The following is an 18,988-nucleotide window of genomic DNA, read 5'->3' on the forward strand; positions in this document are numbered from 1 at the left end:
GTAGATATCAAGATATGAACGTTACTATTTTGCATGGCTACAGTGCATCCAATTCCGGTGATGGCCTCCTGGTGGATTTGGCAATTGCCTTGGTGCTGCGAAACTTCGGTGCCGACACGTTAATCAATGTCGTTGCATCAGACCCCCAATCATTCAGTTACCTTCCCTATAAGCGGTATGACGCGCCGGTCATGGCGGCTAAAGGACTGGGACGCGTGAAGGAAGCGGTTTTCCTTAAACAGTCTTACGCACCGCTCGCTGACCTCTTGAGCACCAGCGATCTGATCGTCGGGGTGGGCGGTGGGTACATGCGGTCAAAGAGCGCCTTTGAACACATCAAGCTGAAACTGGGCCATGCCAAACAGCTCGAAACGGCGATCTTGAGCAAGGTGCCGTCGGTTTACCTGCCGCAAAGTATCGGCCCGTTCCACGGTGAGAGCAGCGCGATCGTAAAACACTATGCCAGTGCCGATGCGGTGTTTGTCCGCGACAACAGGTCGTCGGCTATTTTCCAATCCAATGAAAATGTTTATCGAGCGCCAGACCTGGCGGTCCAGGCGTTGGCGAAAAAGATTCTGGTGCAACCCAAGTTCACCCGCTGCGCGTCATCGCCGGCCGTGGTCTGCGTGGTTTTACGCAAGCCGCCGGAATGGAGCAAAGAGAAAAAGATCGCCTACGTTGCCAACTTGAAGCTTCTTTTGAAGAGACTAAGGGCGAAAAGCAAAGTGGTATGTGCTGTTCAAAGCGCCGTCCGTGGCAACGATGACGGGGCGTTCTATCGGGAACTTGGCATTACCGAGGACCTCTTGCCTTTGAAGGCGACCCTGTCCAAGTATCAGCCCGACCTGGTCATCTCCGTAAGGCTGCACGGAGCCATCGAGTCTTTACTCGCCGGCGTACCTGCGTTTCATATCAGCTATGAACGCAAAGGTTTTGGCGCCTATCAGGATATGGGCGTGGAAGATTGGGTAATCAACGGCGGGGACATAAATGTCGACACGATCATTGACACTGTTTACGCCCCGAACGCGTTGTCCAGATTCGGTAAAAAACTGACGGACACCTGCAAAGAAATCGAAGCCAAAACGGAGCTGATGGACACGATTATCAAAGGGATTGTTCGATGATATTTCGGCTGTTGCTACGCGGAGGTGCATTAGGCGCAAAGTTCTTGCTGGTGTTGGCCATCACGCATTACCTGGGTTACGAGGCATTGGGTTTCTACGGGGTGGTGGTGGCCGCTTCGTTGATCGCCTCGAAGTTTTACAGCGTCGGGTTCAGTTCTGAAATCAACCGGCTGATCAGCGTGGGGGGCAGTACGAAGCTTGTCGTTGATAAGGTACTGATTCTGTACCTGGCCGTTGGTTTGTTGTTATCGGTGGTCACGGTCGCGCTTTACTCACTGTTCAGCGATGTTGAGGCGAGTGCCGCGTTGATCGCGTGCGTCACGCTGTTGCTGCTCACCGAGCATCTGTCCTTCGAAATAAACTCGTTTGTCTTTTCCGCACAAAAGGCCAACTGGGGCGCGTTGTTGTTTTTCATCAAGACCGGCCTCTGGGCGCTCCTTGCCGTGGGCGGACTGATGGCGGGCGTAGTGTCCACCATCGCCAGTGTGCTTTGGTTATGGGTGGCCACCAACCTGTTGGTCATCGTGGCCGGTTACTTCATTGTGGTTAACGTTCATAAGGGCCGGGACGTCAGTGCCGTTACCACGGTTTCCGTCTGGAGAGCAGGGTTGCCCTTTTATCTGGGCGGCGGCCTGATCGCATTAAGTCAGTACGCTGAACGTTTTCTGATTCTGGACATTGAACCGTATGCCAGCCTCGGCAAATACGTTTACTCCTGGTCTGCCGCCAACACGTTGCAAGCATTGTCCTACGCCGTTGTTGCAGTGGTGGGCATTCCCGTGCTCGCCAAGCGTTATAAAAATAACCAGCAGGCGCTGACGGTTCGGCAATTGTTCGTTAATCAATGGGTGCTGCGCTCCTTGATTGTTTCCTGCGCGGTAGCTGTGCTGATTTATGCCTTCTTCAACATCCTGCTCGATTACGTGGACGCGGCAGTCCCGCGCCCGGATAACCGGATTTTAGCGATCCTGATTTTCTCTTTTGCCCTGCGCGCCGTCGGCGACATCGTGTGGGGAGGTCTTATTGCCTCAAAGAACAGTCGGGTCTCATTAGCCAGTGCGGCGATCTGCCTGGCGATTTCACTGCCCGTCAGTTATGTGCTCATCAAGCACTATTCAATTTACGGCGCGGCGTGGGGCAATGTCTTTTCGATCACGGTGCAGTTGGCCGTCATTGCGTTGCTGACCAGATTTGCCCGGTCGAAGGGGGCCTTGTAATGGCCATCTCTCTACCGTCCATAGAGTTTCGCGGAAGAAAACTCGATTCGCCCATTTCATTCCTGATTCTGCTGTGTGGTCTTTTTCTGTCTATTGCGATGCCGCTGCTGATGCACCGCGATCCTGGCCCGGATGCCATGACCCTGTGGACGTCATACGTTCGTTCAGATAATTGCAATTTCTGGAATCCGTTTTCACCAGACCGGTCCTCTTACGAGTGCTCCGCCTACCTGCTGCGTCCCACCGGTATCAACCTGACCAATGCGTGGGCCTACGGGATGTTGTGCAACCTGTTTCTGACCTCCATCCCGATCTTCATCTTCAAAAGAATACCGATAACGCTCTTCCTGACCTTGTGCCTTTGGGGGGTGGTCAGGTCGTTTTTCCTCGATAACCTGACCAAGGAGATCATTGTCTCGGTGGCGGTGATCGCCATTCTGTTTTTCTCCTTTTCGAAACGCTACCGCGCGGGCTTTTTCCTCTCTGCGCTGTTTTATGGCGTGCTGATCCGACCCTACTGGATATTGTTTTCGCTGGTCTGGGTCGGCGTGTGCGTGATGAAGAAGCATGTGTCGCGTTTCAGCTTTTTCGTGATGTTGTTTATGTTCTACCTGGTGATCGCGACGGCCATTCAGTTGCTGGTCGGCTATTCGGTTTCGTCCATTCGCGCCAGTAACAATGAACAGCGGACTTTGGGTGAAGAAGGCTCGAAGTCATTGATCGTTTCGTGGATTAACGGCGGTGACTTCGTGTCGCAGGCCGTGGACTCGATGAGCATCTTTTTCAGGCTGTCTTTCCCGGTGGAGTTGATCCTGCTCTCCGGCCTGGGGCAGATCATATTCGTCGTCCTGATGATGATGACCTCGTTATTGATGTTCAAAATGATCACGTCGAGTCATTACAAAGGCTCAACCATCGAGCCGAAAGTCAAAGAGCTGATTGCGATCCCACTGTCCTTTTTATTGGTGCAGGGGTTGTTCGAGCCTGACTTCGGCTCGTTTGCCCGACATTTCTCCATGGTGGTGCCGGTGCTGTTTCTGGGCCTGGGATTGCAGTTGCGCTCAAGGAAACCTGAGTCGGTTGAATCAAGCGTCTTGAGCTGAGGTTTGTGGTTTATGCAAAGCAAGAAAAAATCGTTGGAAATAGAAACGCTCAGAGGCCTGGCATGCCTGCTGCTGGTGCTCTATCACGTGATAGGGCCGCTGGGCGGCGGACTGAAAATAGACCTGGGGTCACCTTTTCGGGTGTTGGCGGATTCGATGGTGTACGTCAGGATGCCGCTGTTCACCTTCATATCGGGCTACATCTATTCGATATACAAAATCAGAGGCAATGACTTCTCCGCTTACTGCGTTGGCAAGGTGAGAAGGTTGATCGTGCCGTTGTTTTTTGTCGGTATTCCGTTTTCGGTGCTGCAGGTTGTAGGGCCTGGGGTTAACAAGGAGGTCGGGTTGCTCGACGCCTTGTTGTCGTTCTACATACCGGTTAACCATTTCTGGTTTTTGCAGGCCGTCTTCATCATCTTTGTGTTTGTCGGTTTTCTGCAGTGGCGCGGTCTGTTGCAGACGGCGACGCGGTTGTATCTGTTGTTCTTATTTTCGGCGCTGGTGTTCTTGTTGCCGGTCTTTCCGGTTGATGCGTTTGGCATCAATGGCGCGGTCTATTTGCTGCCGTTTTTTGTGACGGGGATGATTTGTCACGAAAAGGTCAGTGCCTTGAAGCAATCGCTGAAAGTGATCGGTCCGGTGGTGTTCGTCTTGATATCGGTTGTGCTGCTGTATATCGCCGCCGTGGATCGCGAACTTATTGTCGATCGTAGAAGCGTTGTCGGTTTGCTCGTTGGCTGTATGTCCTGTGTCGCGCTACTGTCGACTGACATGCGCTCGAAAGCCTTGATCTGGCTGGGTGGATATTCTTACGCCATTTTCCTTTTTCACGTGCTGTTTGCCGCCAGTTCGCGGTTCGCCTTGGGGCGTTTGGGCGTCACGGACGACAGCGTTCTGGTAGCAGGCGGCGTGCTGTGTGGATTGTTGGGGCCCGTGCTGTTGTCGAACGTTTTCAGCCGTTTCACCCTGACTTCCGTTCTGTTTTTGGGCGAGCGTGTTACCCGCAAAAAGGCCCCAGAGGTCGGGTTGAAGGTGCCTCAATCCTGAGCGCATTCAGCCGACTTCCTGATAGAGGGATGAGTCAATGGTAGATGTCGATGATGTGCGCCCCGTTCCTGCTCCCGTTGTCGAAGTGAGAAGTTCACGCGAGCGGCTTGCCGCAATGGCCAAGGGTAAAGCGGGGGAGGTGCTGGCCATCTCGGTGATTGGCGACAGTTACAGCGCGGGGCAGGACTTTTATCTCAATGCCCTCACTCAGCACCTGGCGAAAGATTTTGGTTTCGCCGGGCCTGGTTATGTCGGGTTCAATCACGGTGCCGCGCTCGGCGGTACGAATTTCAAATACACCCGCAGCAGCGAGAAGTACTTCGGTGGGGATTGGGACGTTTCCAGTCTTGGCCAGGCAAGTCCGGACAGCCGCACTGTTACCGGCCAGGTCGGTGCTTATGTTGAGCTGGACTCCAACGAAACGACTGCCATCGATACGTCTATCGCCCATGCCAAATTGCTTTACCTGGGCAATGGCAAATCCAGTGAGATGCGCTATCGGTGGACACCTTCAGACACCTGGCATCCTTTGACGATGGCCGGATCAGGGGTTCAGGAAATGCAACTTAGCGTCCCCGCCAATGATGAATGGTCGTTAAGGCTCGAAGTCGTGAAAGGTGCGCCGACGTTGTTTGGTCTGTGGCTGGCCAATAATCAGGGCGGCGTCAGGGTCTCCAAACTCGCCGCTTCTGGCGCCGCCTCAGGTGACTTTTATAAAAGCGATTCCCCATGGCAAACCCAATGGAAGGCCGTCGTTTCAAAGATACCGGCGGACGTTTACCTGATCATGCTAGGCGGTAATGATCAGGGATTTGGCGTTAAGCCCAAGGACTATCTGGAGAACATGAAAGGGTTGGTGCGGATGATTCGCGAAGTTCATCCGGCGGCGAGCATTAACGTCATCCTGCGTCAGGACACAACGCGCTCCAGTGCTTATCCGATGTCGGAGTACGCCCAGGTACTTGAGCCTTGGGCGCGATCGGAAAACATTGTGTATTCGAGTTTGCAATGCACGTTCGGTCCAGACTTCAAACGCTACGCCAGTGGCGGGCCGACCCCCATGATCGGCCCGGACAACATCCATCCCATCCCGGGTTCGGGCGGTCGGCTGATTGCCGATTACGTGTATCGCCTGATTGTCGCAGGTGTCAGTGAGTCGCCGGGTCAGTGTGGTTCCGCTTTGAAATAATCATTCACCGTTCAAAGCGTTCCAGATGGCTCAGCAGCTCTGCGGTTTTCACAGGCATCAAATCAGGATCACATCGCGTTTCAATATTGATGACGATTGCCGGGTCGCTGTAGCGCACGCGAACCCGGAATCGCCAATCATTGAAAATCACTTTAAGCCCGTCGCGTTCATCGATATCCAGGGCCTGGTGGGCGTATAGATTTTTCAGATGGTTCAAGAGTGCAAACGGGTCCCTGACCGGGCGATGGATATCGCCCGAAGAGGGGAACACCCCGATGCGCTCAACCAACAAGGTTGCGCCAAACCAGGCCACCGAGGTGCAGGATAACGACGGGGTTTTTGACAGCCAGGCCATCACCCCGACGTTGCTCGCTTTCTGTTCGATGTCTACCGAGCGTTTTGCAGTGGTCATAGTGGCCTGCCTGGGTGAATGGGTGGGTCAAAGACCGTTGAGATAAAGCTGCTCATAGCAAAAGTTGGTGGCGTCGATATAGCCTTCTGCACCGCCGCAATCAAAGCGCATGCCTTCGAACTTGTAGGCCAGCACGCAGCCATTTTGCGCCTGCTTCATCAGCGCGTCGGTGATCTGGATTTCGCCGCCCTTGCCCGGTTGGGTGTCGGCGATCAAATCAAAGATGTCGGGGGTCAGAATGTAGCGGCCAATGATCGCCAGGTTGGACGGGGCGTCCTCGGGCGCCGGCTTCTCGACCATGCTGTTGACCCGGTAGATGCCTTCGGAAATCAACTCGCCGGCGATCACGCCGTATTTGTGAGTCTGATCACGGGGCACTTCTTGAATGGCCACGATCGAGCAACGGAATTTTTTGTAGAGCTTGATCATCTGCGCCAGTACGCCGTCACCTTGCAGGTTCAGGCACAAGTCATCCGCCAGCACCACGGCAAACGGTTCGTCGCCGATCAAGGGACGACCGCTGAGAATCGCGTGCCCCAGGCCTTTCATTTCGACCTGACGGGTGTAGGCGAACGTGCAGGTTTCAATCAGCTCCCGGGTGCCGGCCAGAAACTTTTCCTTCTCGGTGCCGCGAATCTGGTGTTCCAGTTCATAGCTGATATCGAAATGGTCTTCCAGCGCACGTTTGCCCCGGCCGGTCACAATTGCCATGTGCTGCAGACCGGCGTCCCGAGCTTCTTCAACGGCGTACTGGATTAAAGGCTTGTTGACGATCGGCAGCATTTCCTTCGGCATGGCTTTAGTCGCAGGCAAGAAGCGCGTGCCATAACCGGCTGCGGGGAACAAGCATTTACGAATCATAGATATATCCTGGAAAGTCATTGTTCGCAGCCGCACGGAAAACAGTGTCGAGCGTGGCTGTGAGTTTTGATGTATTGCGGAAGTTGTACTTTAATACCTGAGTGGGGATTTATTGGCAATTATTAGCGAGTGAAGAACAGGGTAAATGTTATTAGTTGTCGGGGCTGATGGCTTTTAGTTAATTTTAGTCGGTGTCCGTCAATAGTGTTGGTTGTTCTGAAGTGCTAATAAGTGTTGGCGTCAATGGGTGATGTGCGCATTTAACATTACCTGTAATTGAGCACTTCAATACCCCACTATGGACCGCTCTATGAAGATTCTGGTAACGGGTGGAACCGGTTATATCGGTTCTCACACCACACTTGCGCTGCTTGAGGCGGGCTTCGACGTGGTTGTACTGGACAACCTTTGCAATAGCTCTGACGCGTCCCTGCATGCCATTGAAGCCATCTGCGGAAAATCTGCGTCAATGATTCGCGGGGACGTGTGCGACCGGGCATTGCTGGACCGGATTTTTCAGGAACATTCCATCGATGCTGTCCTGCATTTTGCCGGGCTCAAGGCCGTAGGCGAGAGCGTGCGCAAGCCGCTTGAGTATTACGAGGCCAATGTTTGCGGGAGCATTACGCTGTGTCAGGCGATGTCCGCGGCCGGCGTATTCCGCCTGGTGTTCAGTTCATCGGCCACGGTGTACGGCGCGCCCGAGCAGATGCCGATTCGTGAAGATTTTCCTACAGGCACGCCGACCAATCCTTACGGGCAATCCAAGCTGTTCATCGAAAACGTGCTGCAGGATCTGTGTGCGGCAGAGCCGCGCTGGAGCATCGCGCTGCTGCGTTATTTCAACCCGATTGGTGCTCACGCCAGTGGTCACATGGGCGAAGACCCCAGCGGGATTCCCAATAACCTGGTGCCTTACATCAGCCAGGTGGCCGTCGGCAGTCTGCAGGAACTGTCGATATTTGGTGACGATTACCCCACCGTCGATGGCACCGGTGTGCGCGACTACATCCACGTGGTGGATCTGGCGGACGGGCACTTAAAGGCGTTGCAGTCGATCGCGACGCGCACCGGAATCAATATCTGGAACTTGGGCACGGGCGACGGTTACAGCGTTCTGGAGGTACTGCGGGCATTTGAACAGGCCTCGGGGCGGCCAGTGCCTTATCGGGTAATGCCACGACGCTCGGGCGACATCGCCGAGTGTTGGGCCGATCCTTCCAAAGCGGCGAATGAGCTCGGCTGGAAGGCCACGCGGAATTTGCAGGAGATGATGATGGACACCTGGCGTTGGCAATCGAATCATCCCAAGGGTTACCTCGACTAAGGCTTGTGGGAGCTCCAGCCCCTGGGTTTTCTGCTGAACTGTTATATCAGGACGCGATGTTAATTATGGTCGGGAAAATTGACTGGAAACCCGTCCCGCAAGTCCGTAGATATAAAGAACACGCAGGAAGGAGTTTGATATGAAAAAGATGATGGTAATTGCCGTGTTGTCGATGATGAGCAGCGGGGCTTTCGCAGTAGAAGCACCTCTTTCACTGGATACAAAAGTACTGGGTGATGTAACGGCGGCACAAGCTGCATTGGCCAGCACCGCGCTGGTCTCAGGTGCAGTGGCTGCCTCCAGCAGCGGTGGAAGTTCCAATGGTGGAACAACCGGAAGTACCGGGACTACTGGCACTACCGGGACCACCGGCACGAACTGAGAAATACCGCAGGTGTCACACAAGATTGCCCGGCTAACACTGGGCGATCTTGTTTTGGGTTTGCCCTTGAATAGCGTAGTGCCATTATGATTCGTAGTGTTCCTTTTTTAATGCTGGCAAGTATTGCTTTGCAAGGTTGTATGTTTTCGCCGGGTCAACATATGAGCACCAGCGATATCACTCGCGAAGGCGCCAGCGAAAACAGTCGGGTTGAGCTTATTCCGATCACCCCCAAGCTCATCGCCATGGACAGGGCCACTCAGGTACATGAGTCATTGCCCCCGGAATTGTTGACCACGCCCGACGAATACCGCATTGGTAACAACGATGTCTTGTACATCACGGTATGGGATCACCCCGAGCTGACCGCACCTTCTGGCGCGCAACAGCAAATCGATGCAAACGGCCGTCTTGTTCGGTCCGATGGCACGCTTTATTACCCCTACATCAAAGAAGTCCAGGCCGCCGGAAAGACTATCCAGCAACTGCGATCCGATATTGCCGAGAAGTTGTCGACCTTCATCTCGGACCCGCAAGTGGACGTCGCCGTGTTGCGCTTTGCCAGTCAGAAAGTGGTGGTGTCGGGCGCCGTATTGAGAGCAGGCCCTCAAGCGATTTCCACCAACCCGCTCAACGTGGTTGAAGCCTTGGGTTCGGCCGGTGTCGATCCGCTGAATGCGGACTTGTCCGGGTTGCTGTTGACGCGAAACGGGCGGGTTTATCCCTTGAATCTCGACGCGCTCAATCAACAGCATGCCGAGTTGCAGAAGGTCTATCTCAGAGGCGGCGATCAGTTGTATTTGCCGTACAACGACAGCAAGAAGATCTACGTGATGGGCGAGGTTAATCAGCCGCGTGCATTGACGTTCAAGACCCGCACCATGAATCTTTCCGACGTCATTGGCTCTGTAGGCGGGTTGAACCAGACCACTTCAAACGGCAACGCCGTGTACGTCATCCGGGGCGTGGAAAACCTCGATGTAGAACCCGCCAAAATCTATCAACTGCAAGCCGAATCGCCTTCGGCCATGGCGCTTGCCACTCACTTCGATGTTCGTCCCCAGGACATTGTTTACGTGGGCCCTGCCAACGTCACCCGCTGGAACCGCTTCATCAGTCAATTGGTGCCATCGGCCTCGATTCTCGGTATGGGCGCGGCGGCACAAAACAACTTAAGCGAAGCTAACAGCAGATAAGGTCTGGTCCCACTGTGAGAACGTTGAAAGTTAGCGTCTGCTTGATGGCGGCCTTGCTGTTGTGTGGATGTAATCCGCTGATGAAGGCCACCTTGGCGAACTTCAAAGCCGTGGTCACCGGGCCAGACGATCTGGAATTGACCCCGGCGCAAGTGGCCGAGGTTCAGTATCCGCAACTCAAGTTGACGACCCCTTCCGGCGAAGGGGTGTTGGCGATGGTGCGTGAGCGAGGCGACTTGCAGTACTGGGTCGCGTCCGGCAAGCAGGTGCTGTTGCTGCGCGACGGCCTGGCGGTTCGCACTGTCGGACTGGGCTTCGAGGGTGACCTGGACGGGACCCGTATCGAAGCGCAATCGCCGTTCAAGCAAGGCCTTCACCGACTGCCCGACGGATACACCAGCCAGCGCTGGATCGATCTCTATCGAGGTTACGAAGTGGGTGTTGCCGTGAGCAGCCGCTTCACCCGCAAACCCATGGAAACCCTCAGGATCCTGGACAAGGAATACGCCGTGCTGCGTGTCGATGAGCAGATAGAAGCACCGGCTATTGGCCTGCGCGCGACTAATCATTATTGGGTCGATCCGGATAACGGTTTCATCCTCCAGAGTGAACAGCAACTGACAGGGCAACTCAGGGTGAAGATCGTGCAGTTGACCTCTGAGCGCAGGGCTGTCCGTTGAAGTTTCCCAAGATGTTATGGACGTGCCTGTTGTTGATCTCCGGTGGCGTGAATGCGGCAGTTAACGTCAGCGGCGATGTGCGCAGTCCGGGGGCGGTCGAGTTGCAACCCGGGGGGCGCGTGCTGGACGTGATGCGTTTGGCGCAACCCAATCCTGAAGGTTACTGGCTGGCGGCCGCCTGGCTGCGACAAACATTGCTTGAGGAGCAGACTCGGCTCAAGGCTGGGGTCTTGTTCGATCTGAAGGTGCTGCAACGCACCGCATTGCTCTTCGATCGCCCCAGCCGGGCGGCATTGGCGTTGCAGTTGTACGAGCAAGTCAGCCGCATGCCGGTTACAGGACGCCAGGTGGTGGTCCTTGATCCGATCGCGGTAGAGGTCGGGCTCGCTCGCAACTTCCGCCTCGATGACGGCGACAGCCTGATCTACCCGATGCGTTCCGATGTGGTTGAAGTGCTGGGCGCTGTCGCCGAACCGTGCCGGCTCGCCTATCGCCCGCTGCAAGAGGCGCGGGATTACCTGCAAGGGTGTTCACCGCTGGCCGATGCCGAAGCCGATTACCTCTGGATCGTTCAGCCCGATGGCGTTACGCGCCGGGTCGGCATTGCGCCGTGGAATCGCGAAAGCGGGCAGGTGCCAGCCGCGGGCAGCAAAATCCTGGTGCCTGTCAAAACCGATGATCTTAATCCGCCTATACCTGAACTGAATCAGCAGTTGGCCGAATTTATTGCCACGCAACTGGCTGAGGTGGTTCCTTGAATTTACGTTTTGCTGCAGTGTTGTTGTTGCCGTGTGGTTTGGCTCACGCAGAGCCGCGATTGACTCAAAATGATTTCGGCGGCGTGGGCTTGATGCAAACGCCGACGGCCCGAATGGCGCCGGCTGGCGAGTTGAGTGTGAATGCCAGTCGAACCGATCCCTACACCCGTTACAGCGTTTCATTGCAGCCATTTGAATGGCTGGAAGGCTCGTTTCGCTATACCGCGATCACCAACCGCCGGTATGGCCCGGAGTCGTTGAGCGGCGACCAGAGTTATAAAGACAAGGCCGTGGACCTCAAGGTCCGCCTGTGGCAAGAAAGCCACTGGGCGCCTGAACTGGCCCTGGGTTTTCGCGATGTCGGGGGTACCGGTCTGTTCTCCAGCGAATTCCTGGTCGCCAACAAACGCTATGACGACTTTGATTTCAGCGCGGGTATTGCCTGGGGATACATCGGCAATCGAGGCGATTTCGACAACCCGTTGGGTTGGGCGGCGGATCGCTTCAAGACCCGGCCGGACGGCGAGGGCACCGGTGACGTCAATACCAATGCTTATTTCCGTGGACGACCTTCATTGTTTGGCGGCGTGACCTACCAGACACCGTGGGACCCGCTCAGCCTGAAGCTCGAGTACGAAGGCAACGACTATAAAAACGAGCCGAAAGACAACGCCATCAAGCAAGACTCGCCTATCAACATCGGTGCAGTGTTCAAGCTGACCGATTCGGTGGATCTCAGCGCTGGCTGGGAGCGCGGCAATACCGCGATGTTCGGCATCACCCTGCACACCAACTTCGTCAACCGAAAGGCACCAGCCAAGACTTACGATCCGCCAGCGGAGCGTCTACCGACACAGGCACCCGCCACACCGCCGGACCAGGTCAATTGGGCCAACGTATCGCAACGCTTGCAGAAAAATGCGGGCTATAAAGTCGAGCGCATTACTCAGCGCGGCCCCGAGTTGTTTGTGTACGGCGAGCAGACGAATTATTTCCATTCGGCAAAAGCCGTCGGCCGCGCCAGCCGGATTCTGGACAACAGCGTCAGCGATGATATCGACTGGTTCACCCTGGTGAACAAGCGTTACGACATGCCGCTGGAAGAAACCAGCGTGCCTCGCGAGACCTTTCGCGAAGTGGTCAACAACGAGGAGCCGCTGCAAACCTTGCACCGCACCACTGAGGTCAACGGTGCGATGCCGCACACCGAGACTACGCTCTATACGGCGACACGCGATCCCTTCAACTATGGCTTCGGACTGGGCTACAAACAGAACGTCGGTGGCCCTGATGGTTTGCTCTATCAGTTGAGCGCCGATGCGGACGCCGAGTATCGCTTCACGCGCAACACCTGGTGGAGCGGCCTGCTCAGCGCCAATCTGGTGAACAACTACGACAACTTTACCTACGATGCACCGAGTGGCTTGCCCCGGGTGCGGACGGACCTGCGCAAGTACCTGACGACCTCTGACGTCACCATGCCCACGTTCCAGCTCAGCCACGCCGAGCAACTGGATAAAGACCTGTATGGGATGGTCTACGGCGGCTATCTGGAGTCGATGTTTGCCGGTGTGGGCGGTGAGGTGCTGTTCCGTCCGGCAGGCCAGCGTTGGTCGGTGGGTGCAGACCTGAACTACGTGCGTCAGCGCGAGTTCAACCAGGGCTTTGGCCTGCGCGATTACTCGACCGTGACCGGCCACATTACCGGTTATACCGACTTGCCTTTCGATACCCAGGCAGCCGTCAGTGTCGGGCGTTACCTGGCGCGGGATTGGGGCGCCACAGTCGACCTGTCGCGGGAGTTCCGCAATGGTGTGCGATTCGGTGCCTGGGCCACGCTCACCACCGCGACAAAAGCGGAATACGGTGAAGGCAGTTTCGACAAGGGCATCTACATCTCCATTCCTTTCGACGAGTTGATGAGCATGTCGACCATGCGTCGGGCCAATATCGTCTGGTCGCCGCTGACCCGGGACGGCGGTGCACGGCTCAATCGCAGTTACTGGCTGCACTCGATGACCGATAGCCGTGACAGCGACTTGTTCTACCGTAACTTCGACAAGATCACTGAGTGAAGGCGCGCGGTCGACCGGAAGGGGACTACCTGGAAGGTCTTTTAGTGAGCAGCGCCATCTTGCGCAGGGTTCTCTGCGTTAAACCGACACACTTGCAACAATAAGCCGGGGGCTGACTCAGCTCCCGGCTTGAACAGGTGTTGCCGCGTATCAGGGGGCCTGGTGTGGCAGGGCCGTGAGTGCGACTCAGCGCCCAATAGACGCCCATGAAAAAGGGGACTTGCGTCCCCTTGTCATTTCGCGATGCCTGGCATTCAAGCGATCAATAGATGTCTTTTGACAGCAAGGTAAAAGGTGTCTTCACCAGGATCTTCAGATCCAGCCACAACGACCAGTTATTGATGTATTTGAGATCGATCTCCACACGCTTTTGCATCTTGTCGATGGTGTCGGTCTCGCCGCGGCAACCGTTGATTTGAGCCAGCCCGGTAATCCCCGGTTTGATTCGGTGGCGAGCCATGTAGGCGAGAATCTTCCCGGAGTAGTAATCGTTGTGTGCAACGGCGTGGGGACGTGGTCCGACCAGGGCCATATGGCCTTGCAGCACATTGATCAACTGCGGCAGTTCGTCGAGCGAAGTGCGGCGGATAAAGCGTCCCACCGGAGTGATCCGCGAATCGTTTCGGCTGGCCTGCTTGACCTCAAGGTCGTCGTGCACGCGCATCGAGCGAAACTTCCAGACCTGGATCACCTTGCCATTCCAGCCGTGACGGTCCTGTTTGAAGAACACCGGGCCTGGGGAGTTGAGTTTAACGGCCAGGGCAATCAGTAACAGCAGCGGGCTTAGAAGAACAATGGCCAATAGCGCCACGCTCTTTTCCAGCAAGCTTTTACTCAGCGCGGCGGTTGGCTGGCTGGTCAACGGGCTTTCATTCAAGTAGATCGCCGGCAAGCCGTCCACGACCCTTACCGAGTGATTGAGCAGCGTCAGGCTGTTCAAATCCGGCACCCAGACCACATCGACGTTGGCCCCCAGCAAATCGACATACATGGCTTCGATTTTTGCCGCTTCACTCAGGGGCAGCGTGATGTACAAACGTCGGATGTCATGGGCCTTGATCAACTCCAGCAACTGCTCCTGCGGGCCTACGATTGGCGGTGAGCCCATCGCCAGCGGGAGCGTGGTGTCGGTGCTGACCAACCCCACCAGCGGGAAGTGTTCCAGGCTACGCAGCTTCCTGGCGAGTCCCAACGCCAACTCACCCGTACCGACGATCAGGGTTTTATGCTCGCTTTGAAGTGAGCGTTGATAGTATTGCGAGAAACCGTGCAGCGGAACGTACAACAGTGCCTGCCCGAGGTAACCGCAGGCTGCCCATACCAGGATCAGTTGACGGGAGAACAGTTCATCGGCCTTGCAGATGAACGCCACACAGGCCAATGCCGCCAGGGTCATTGTCCAGCCCATCAACAAACGTCCCAATCCCTCAAGGTAGTTATCTTTCTTCGCATAGACGCCACACCATGTATAGGCGGGCACCGAGGCAAGTACCGCAAGAATTGCGCACACCCGATAATAGAACTCTACCGTTCCGGTCTGGTAATAAACCAATAGAAACAACAGGGCCACAACAAAGCCCTGACCCAGTGCCCATTGTCCCCAGAAGGTCAATCCTTTGAGGTGGGTATTTCGATTGATACGAAGATTGTTAACCATGCGATATCCCCAAAATACGTCCATTCGCGTGTCGACAGACAAGAGCCAAGTTGATGTAACAAACATTATTATTTTTATAAGAGGGCAAAACATTGACGGTCGAAACGCCACTGTGCGGCGCGCTCGTCAGTGAATAGATTAATTTATTGGGCAGAAAGGTGTCTGACGACTTTTAACGAGTGGTTTGTTTATCTGGCGATTATGTTGAGATGGCGAGGTGTTAGAAAAGGTCGATAATTTAAGTTGATTCAAGGGTGAGGAGGGCGGGGTTTGTCTGAGGGCGCGGGACGCGCTGGAGGGTGAAATGGTGGGGTGCTTTTGTTGTTTTTGTATGCACTACCATTGGTGGCATTTCATTAACTCAGGTGAGACTTTTCCCCCGTATGATTTTTTGAATCAGGCAGTAACCACGATTTCTGACTGCTCGGAAAAGACGTTCGCCATTACTGGCATTTTTAAACTTTTCCTGTAGCCGGCTCAGGCACATTTCCAGGCCTCGATAATGTTCGGGTTCTCTGCCAATGCTCCGAATAAGGTCATCTTTGCTGACTACCCGGTCATCATGGTGCAGCATCTTTTTTACCAGTGTGGCTTCAAGACCAGTCAATATAATCTCGACATCATCTTTAATCAAAGCGCCATTGGCATTGCTCAGTCGCCAGGCTTCGGAATAAGGATAGTGTGGTCTCGCCGCCACGTTGGAGAGTGAATCCCTGGTGTCATCCCGATCTTCATCTGCCAGTGAGGAAATATTATTGCACCGTGTATCGGACTGGGCCGCTCGCCACTCGGATTCGAATGTCGAGAGTATGCGCTGTGTATCATTCCTGATAACAGGAGGGACAATCCTGTCCAGGTGAGGGGAAATAAACTCCATGAGTTTGGGGGCGGAAGAGGGTAGGGCAACACCTTCGACAAACATCTTTGCCTGTGGCGTACCGAATGAGTTATAGCGCGCGCTCGATAGTAATGCTTCAAGCTCAAGTTGTAATGCCGGACTATGAGTAACGACGACAAAATATTTTCTGGGGAGGGGTGTACTGCTTTCCATGTCTCTCTCCTGAAGGGGCACACTCGGTTTTTAATTTAATAGGTTGTCGGCAGGGGAGTAATGGCTCCCTTGAAAGTAATCAAATGGCAGCGCGCGTGCCAGTATATGGCTAGCAGCATGCTCTACTCGGTCGGCTATAAAGGCGACTTTGGTGGTGTGAGTCAGCATGGTCATGCGGTCGTGGAGTCGGTTGAATAAATCGGGGTTGCCTGTCAGTTTAAGGCTCAAGTCTAGGGCTGAAAGGGGGATCTTTATATAGTCGAAAAGATTCAGGGTTGTAAATATTTCGATACTTTCATCTTCGATGTTATAACCATCGAATGCGATTTCTACGCCGTGATCCTTCAGCAGATATACGTTGTTGAGGATTTTCTTTTTATCAATGAAGCTGACCGCCGAAAGGGGTAGTTCATTGAAAGCGATAACCAGTGTCTGGCCAAAATTGCGCAGGGCGTCGCTGGACTGTATCAATTCTTCCGTCAGTGCGGAATCGGTGAGGTCTGGTTGTCCAACGCAAACAAATCTGCGACTTAAGTATTTGTTTTTAATGGATATGTTTTGATCTTTTAGCGAAAAGGCAATCAGCCGGGTCTGCATGAGCACTTCACTGTAAATGCCGCTCATCTCTTGCGGTGCAGCAAAGGATGCATGAGCCTGACTGTCGTCAAACTGAATTCTGATTTCGCTGCCAAATGGGCAGTCGTCACGAGTTAGGATCAATTGTCGAGACAGATAATGACTCGCACGATAGATGTGTGACGCGCTCATCGTTGCGCTCATAATGCGATAACTCCCTGCATATTAATTATCAGGCGGTCGAGATCAGACCCCTGACAAGACGATATCCATGCCCACGAATACTTTGAATGGCGTTGGTGCCATACATGCCTTTTATCTTGCCGCGAAGGCGGCTGATAGATTTTTCCAAAGCTCTTGGGTCATAAAAAGTTATATTCAGACCCATGATTCTGGCGATTTCATCATGGCTCAATATTTGGTTTCTTGTTTCGGAAAATGCTTCAAGAATTTTCATTTCCGGAAACGATACATCCAGCTTTTTATAGTCTCCAATCAGGCACATACGCATCGGGTCCAAGAGCAGATTGTGCTGCTTGTGCCATTCTGCGCTATTAAAAAACTCGGAAAGTACGTCCGGGTTATCTTCAGGAAACGTACTGAATTTAATGCAGTGGTCGGCGCCGGCAAGATAGTATTTCATCTTGTTGTAGGTGCCTTTGCCGGTGATGGCTACAAAGATAATAAGGGCCTGGTTGTCGGCACGCATATTTTCCACCAAGGCGATGCTTTCATCAAACACCCGAGGGCTGTCAATGACAATGAATACTGCACGGTATGAATGGGAGTCCTTGTTCTTTCTATACAAGTTGTTGTAACACGTAGTGTCAACGGGTATATCATGCGCGACATAGTTTGCAACTAATGTCCTGAAACCCTCAGCTAAACTATGGGTCCGCCCAATGGTGAGAATGCCCGTCACCTCCTTTGTGTGGCTGTGGCTGGTATTCGTTAATTTCCCTGTAAGCATCATGCTTTGACTCGGCTGGGTGCTGACATTTGGATGTTAATGCACCAATTCTCATTTGTGACTGACAATTGGTAACATTTCCCGGGTTTTCAAGCAGACGTCACAATTTTTTTAACATTGTTGGCCAATCTGGCGAGATCCTTTGTGCTCGGGATGCTTGGCATGCACGGTGGCAAAGGGGCATCATTGTGCCATCTTTTCGCGCAATGTCCCGCTTTTCCAGTTCAATAAGCCTGGGTGGGTGGCTGAAGCCGCCGTAGTTGGATTTTTTATGGGGAGCGTATGAGTTGCCAGAATTAGGCTGCTTTAAGTGCTAGTTTGAGTATGTCTTTAGTTTCGAACTAACTGATATTTCTTGTTATATAACGTCCTGGCTCATGGGGGGAGGTTATGACATTTGTTAACGTTGAGTTTAAATCCAGGGCTGAATGCGTTTTACTGACTCGTTGGCGATAAAACCGTGAGTTCGTCAGCAGATTTGCTTTTGTGGATGAGGGGGATTAATGGATTTTTGGACTACCGTAACGATATTGATTTTAGGCATGGTGGAAGGACTGACAGAGTTTTTACCCATATCAAGTACAGGGCACCAAATCATTGTTGCGGACCTGCTCGGCTTCGGCGGTGAGCGTGCGATGGCCTTCAATATCATCATTCAGCTGGGGGCCATCCTGGCCGTGGTCTGGGAGTTTCGGCGCAAGATTCTCGAGATCGTCACAGGCTTGCCAACCCAACGCAATGCGCAACGGTTTACCTTGAACTTATTGATCGGCTTTATGCCTGCCGTTGTCCTGGGTGTATTGTTCGCCGATAAGATCCACGAGTATCTGTTTAATCCAATCACCGTGGCGGTGGCATTGGTAGTGGGCGGCATCATTATGTTGTGGGCTGAGCGGCGCGAACATGTGGTGTATGTCGACCATGTTGACGACATGCGCTGGACCGACGCGTTAAAGGTCGGTTTCGCTCAATGCCTGGCGATGATACCGGGCACCTCACGCTCTGGATCGACCATTATCGGTGGGTTGCTATTCGGACTGTCGCGCAAGGCGGCCACCGAGTTCTCGTTCTTCCTGGCCATGCCAACCATGGTCGGTGCCGCCGTCTACTCAGGCTACAAGTATAGGGATCTGTTCCAGGCCGGCGACCTGCCAGTCTTCGCCTTGGGCTTCGTCACCGCGTTCTTCTTCGCCATGATCGCCGTGCGCGGCTTGCTCAAGTTTATCGCCAGCCACAGCTACGCCGCGTTCGCCTGGTACCGAATTGCATTCGGTCTGGTGATCCTGGCCACATGGGCATTCGGTTGGGTTAACTGGACTGAAGCAGCGCTCTGACACTTGAACCAGGCTGCGGACCC

General features: G+C 54.1%; 18 protein-coding genes. 12 read left to right on the forward strand and 6 right to left on the reverse strand.

All coding sequences use genetic code 11. The features are described from left to right. The first annotated feature begins 14 nt into the window (after positions 1–14). Genes ACA051_RS10970 through ACA051_RS10990 form a run of 5 tightly spaced genes read left to right on the forward strand, consistent with a single transcriptional unit; the run spans position 15 to position 5,686 of the window. Positions 15–1,127: a polysaccharide pyruvyl transferase family protein gene (locus tag ACA051_RS10970; protein WP_042932696.1), complete on the forward strand. Its 1,113-nt coding sequence runs from the start codon at positions 15–17 to the stop codon at positions 1,125–1,127. Next, positions 1,124–2,344, forward strand: a complete 1,221-nt coding sequence (locus tag ACA051_RS10975; protein WP_497374729.1) for an MATE family efflux transporter — start codon at positions 1,124–1,126, stop codon at positions 2,342–2,344. The genes ACA051_RS10970 and ACA051_RS10975 overlap by 4 nt, the downstream gene beginning before the upstream one ends. Further along, positions 2,344–3,447 (forward strand): hypothetical protein, encoded by a 1,104-nt coding sequence (locus ACA051_RS10980; protein ID WP_497375539.1) that lies wholly within the window; start codon positions 2,344–2,346, stop codon positions 3,445–3,447. Before ACA051_RS10975 ends, ACA051_RS10980 begins: the two co-directional genes overlap by 1 nt. A 12-nt stretch (positions 3,448–3,459) precedes the next feature. Beyond that, positions 3,460–4,497: an acyltransferase family protein gene (locus ACA051_RS10985; RefSeq protein WP_497374731.1), complete on the forward strand. Its 1,038-nt coding sequence runs from the start codon at positions 3,460–3,462 to the stop codon at positions 4,495–4,497. A gap of 37 nt (positions 4,498–4,534) precedes the next feature. Continuing rightward, on the forward strand, positions 4,535–5,686 hold the full coding sequence (locus ACA051_RS10990; RefSeq protein ID WP_497374733.1) for an SGNH/GDSL hydrolase family protein: 1,152 nt from the start codon (positions 4,535–4,537) through the stop codon (positions 5,684–5,686). 4 nt (positions 5,687–5,690) lie between these two features. Here ACA051_RS10990 and ACA051_RS10995 read toward each other — a convergent pair whose 3' ends face one another. Both ACA051_RS10995 and galU read right to left on the reverse strand, forming a co-directional pair. Then, positions 5,691–6,098, reverse strand: coding sequence for a mannose-1-phosphate guanylyltransferase (locus ACA051_RS10995; protein WP_497374735.1), 408 nt, complete (start codon positions 6,096–6,098; stop codon positions 5,691–5,693). Between the two features lie 27 nt (positions 6,099–6,125). Beyond that, on the reverse strand, positions 6,126–6,959 hold the full coding sequence (galU, locus tag ACA051_RS11000) for a UTP--glucose-1-phosphate uridylyltransferase GalU (protein ID WP_109629047.1): 834 nt from the start codon (positions 6,957–6,959) through the stop codon (positions 6,126–6,128). Between the two features lie 310 nt (positions 6,960–7,269). On the opposite strand from galU, the gene galE reads away from it, so the two are divergent. The 6 genes from galE (at position 7,270) to ACA051_RS11030 (ending at position 13,377) form a co-directional block, all read left to right on the forward strand. Further along, a complete protein-coding gene (galE, locus tag ACA051_RS11005; RefSeq protein ID WP_497374737.1) occupies positions 7,270–8,286 on the forward strand; it encodes a UDP-glucose 4-epimerase GalE in 1,017 nt (338 codons plus the stop codon). 139 nt (positions 8,287–8,425) lie between these two features. Beyond that, positions 8,426–8,668, forward strand: a complete 243-nt coding sequence (locus tag ACA051_RS11010; protein WP_497309643.1) for a hypothetical protein — start codon at positions 8,426–8,428, stop codon at positions 8,666–8,668. 86 nt (positions 8,669–8,754) lie between these two features. After that, positions 8,755–9,864: a polysaccharide biosynthesis/export family protein gene (locus ACA051_RS11015; protein WP_497309644.1), complete on the forward strand. Its 1,110-nt coding sequence runs from the start codon at positions 8,755–8,757 to the stop codon at positions 9,862–9,864. 14 nt (positions 9,865–9,878) lie between these two features. Further along, positions 9,879–10,544: a YjbF family lipoprotein gene (locus ACA051_RS11020; protein ID WP_094471565.1), complete on the forward strand. Its 666-nt coding sequence runs from the start codon at positions 9,879–9,881 to the stop codon at positions 10,542–10,544. 11 nt (positions 10,545–10,555) lie between these two features. After that, positions 10,556–11,302 (forward strand): capsule biosynthesis GfcC family protein, encoded by a 747-nt coding sequence (locus ACA051_RS11025; RefSeq protein WP_497374738.1) that lies wholly within the window; start codon positions 10,556–10,558, stop codon positions 11,300–11,302. After that, positions 11,299–13,377: a YjbH domain-containing protein gene (locus tag ACA051_RS11030; RefSeq protein WP_497374739.1), complete on the forward strand. Its 2,079-nt coding sequence runs from the start codon at positions 11,299–11,301 to the stop codon at positions 13,375–13,377. The genes ACA051_RS11025 and ACA051_RS11030 overlap by 4 nt, the downstream gene beginning before the upstream one ends. A 262-nt stretch (positions 13,378–13,639) precedes the next feature. Here ACA051_RS11030 and ACA051_RS11035 read toward each other — a convergent pair whose 3' ends face one another. The 4 genes from ACA051_RS11035 to ACA051_RS11050 all read right to left on the reverse strand — a co-directional run bounded on the left by ACA051_RS11035 (position 13,640) and on the right by ACA051_RS11050 (position 17,634). Beyond that, a complete protein-coding gene (locus tag ACA051_RS11035; protein ID WP_497374741.1) occupies positions 13,640–15,034 on the reverse strand; it encodes an undecaprenyl-phosphate glucose phosphotransferase in 1,395 nt (464 codons plus the stop codon). Between the two features lie 361 nt (positions 15,035–15,395). Continuing rightward, positions 15,396–16,085, reverse strand: coding sequence for a winged helix-turn-helix domain-containing protein (locus ACA051_RS11040; protein ID WP_497374743.1), 690 nt, complete (start codon positions 16,083–16,085; stop codon positions 15,396–15,398). A gap of 30 nt (positions 16,086–16,115) precedes the next feature. Further along, positions 16,116–16,865: an EAL domain-containing protein gene (locus tag ACA051_RS11045; RefSeq protein WP_497374745.1), complete on the reverse strand. Its 750-nt coding sequence runs from the start codon at positions 16,863–16,865 to the stop codon at positions 16,116–16,118. Positions 16,866–16,893: 28 nt separating this feature from the next. Beyond that, entirely contained in the window at positions 16,894–17,634 is a 741-nt protein-coding gene (locus tag ACA051_RS11050) for a winged helix-turn-helix domain-containing protein (protein ID WP_497309655.1), read from the reverse strand. Between the two features lie 500 nt (positions 17,635–18,134). On the opposite strand from ACA051_RS11050, the gene ACA051_RS11055 reads away from it, so the two are divergent. Next, positions 18,135–18,965, forward strand: coding sequence for an undecaprenyl-diphosphate phosphatase (locus ACA051_RS11055; RefSeq protein WP_497309657.1), 831 nt, complete (start codon positions 18,135–18,137; stop codon positions 18,963–18,965). Positions 18,966–18,988: the final 23 nt, after the last annotated feature.

This window comes from Pseudomonas sp. LBUM1669, assembly GCF_059695705.1.

Bases quoted from the DNA above. Each gene is read 5' to 3' on its own strand.
- ACA051_RS10970 (WP_042932696.1), top strand. From the start codon at position 15: ATGAACGTTACTATTTTGCATGGCTACAGTGCATCCAATTCCGGTGAT.
- ACA051_RS10975 (WP_497374729.1), top strand. From the start codon at position 1,124: ATGATATTTCGGCTGTTGCTACGCGGAGGTGCATTAGGCGCAAAGTTC.
- ACA051_RS10980 (WP_497375539.1), top strand. From the start codon at position 2,344: ATGGCCATCTCTCTACCGTCCATAGAGTTTCGCGGAAGAAAACTCGAT.
- ACA051_RS10985 (WP_497374731.1), top strand. From the start codon at position 3,460: ATGCAAAGCAAGAAAAAATCGTTGGAAATAGAAACGCTCAGAGGCCTG.
- ACA051_RS10990 (WP_497374733.1), top strand. From the start codon at position 4,535: ATGGTAGATGTCGATGATGTGCGCCCCGTTCCTGCTCCCGTTGTCGAA.
- ACA051_RS10995 (WP_497374735.1), bottom strand. From the start codon at position 6,098: ATGACCACTGCAAAACGCTCGGTAGACATCGAACAGAAAGCGAGCAAC.
- galU (WP_109629047.1), bottom strand. From the start codon at position 6,959: ATGATTCGTAAATGCTTGTTCCCCGCAGCCGGTTATGGCACGCGCTTC.
- galE (WP_497374737.1), top strand. From the start codon at position 7,270: ATGAAGATTCTGGTAACGGGTGGAACCGGTTATATCGGTTCTCACACC.
- ACA051_RS11010 (WP_497309643.1), top strand. From the start codon at position 8,426: ATGAAAAAGATGATGGTAATTGCCGTGTTGTCGATGATGAGCAGCGGG.
- ACA051_RS11015 (WP_497309644.1), top strand. From the start codon at position 8,755: ATGATTCGTAGTGTTCCTTTTTTAATGCTGGCAAGTATTGCTTTGCAA.
- ACA051_RS11025 (WP_497374738.1), top strand. From the start codon at position 10,556: ATGTTATGGACGTGCCTGTTGTTGATCTCCGGTGGCGTGAATGCGGCA.
- ACA051_RS11035 (WP_497374741.1), bottom strand. From the start codon at position 15,034: ATGGTTAACAATCTTCGTATCAATCGAAATACCCACCTCAAAGGATTG.
- ACA051_RS11040 (WP_497374743.1), bottom strand. From the start codon at position 16,085: ATGGAAAGCAGTACACCCCTCCCCAGAAAATATTTTGTCGTCGTTACT.
- ACA051_RS11045 (WP_497374745.1), bottom strand. From the start codon at position 16,865: ATGAGCGCAACGATGAGCGCGTCACACATCTATCGTGCGAGTCATTAT.
- ACA051_RS11050 (WP_497309655.1), bottom strand. From the start codon at position 17,634: ATGATGCTTACAGGGAAATTAACGAATACCAGCCACAGCCACACAAAG.
- ACA051_RS11055 (WP_497309657.1), top strand. From the start codon at position 18,135: ATGGATTTTTGGACTACCGTAACGATATTGATTTTAGGCATGGTGGAA.